This is a genomic window from Pseudomonas sp. 05N434 (assembly GCF_056396965.1).
Genome location: NZ_JBFTMK010000944.1, coordinates 1 through 996 on the forward strand (window position 1 = coordinate 1; position 996 = coordinate 996).

The 996-nt window shown below is 60.1% G+C and carries 1 protein-coding gene; it reads left to right on the plus strand.

Annotated features, from left to right (window positions below; translation table 11 throughout):
• Window positions 1–183: 183 nt before the first annotated feature.
• Window positions 184–882: an OmpW/AlkL family protein gene (locus tag AC1DLB_RS30925; RefSeq protein WP_064620668.1), complete on the plus strand. Its 699-nt coding sequence runs from the start codon at window positions 184–186 to the stop codon at window positions 880–882.
• The last annotated feature ends 114 nt before the right edge of the window (window positions 883–996 follow it).

Here is a 996-nt window from a genome sequence, read left to right on the forward strand (position 1 = left end):
GGCAAGCCTCGCTCCTACAAGGCAATGTTGAACCTGTAGGAGCGAGGCTTGCCCGCGAAGAGGCCCTCGAAGGTTCCGCAAAAATCTGGGCCATCACTGTTTCGTTGAGCTGAGTCAAAAGACCGTATCAGTTGGATCCCTACCATTGGACATCAAGTATTTTTAACGTCCTTTGGAGCCCCCATGCACAAGTCCCTGCTCAGCGCTTCGCTGCTTGCCCTCGCGCTCGCAGCCCCGCTCACCCATGCCCATGAGGCTGGCAATATCATCGTTCGGGCCGGTGCGATCACCGTCAATCCGACAGCCGACAGCTCCAGCGTCAAGGTCGATCAAGGCCCGCTGAAGGGCGCCGACCTGGGTGGCAAGGCCACCATGAGCAGCGACACGCAACTGGGCCTGAACTTCGCCTACATGATCACCAACCACCTGGGGATCGAACTGCTCGCGGCCTCGCCGTTCGAGCATGACGTGAAGCTCAAAGGCACCGCGCTCGGCGCCGCCAACGGCAAACTCGGCACCCTGAAACACCTGCCGCCGACCCTGAGCCTGGTCTACTATCCGATGGATGCCAAGTCCGCATTCCAGCCGTATGTCGGCGGCGGGATCAACTACACCTGGATCTACGACGAGCACGTCAGCAGCGAAGCCAGCGCCAATGGCTTCAGCAACTTCAACGCGAAAAACTCCTGGGGCCTGGCCTGGGAAGTCGGTGCCGACTACATGCTCACCGATAAGGTGATGATCAACGCCCAGGTGCGCTACATCGACATCGACACCCGTGCCACCGTGGAAAACAACGCCGTGGCTCCGGGCACCCGCGCACGGGTGAACGTGGACGTCGATCCGTTCATCTACATGGTCGGTCTGGGTTACAAGTTCTAAGCAACATGTGATCAGCTTTTGTGGCGAGGGAGCTTGCTCCCGCTGGGCTGCGAAGCAGCCCCAAGATTGATGGCGACTGCTGCGCAGTCGAACGGGAGCAAGCTCCCTCGCCAC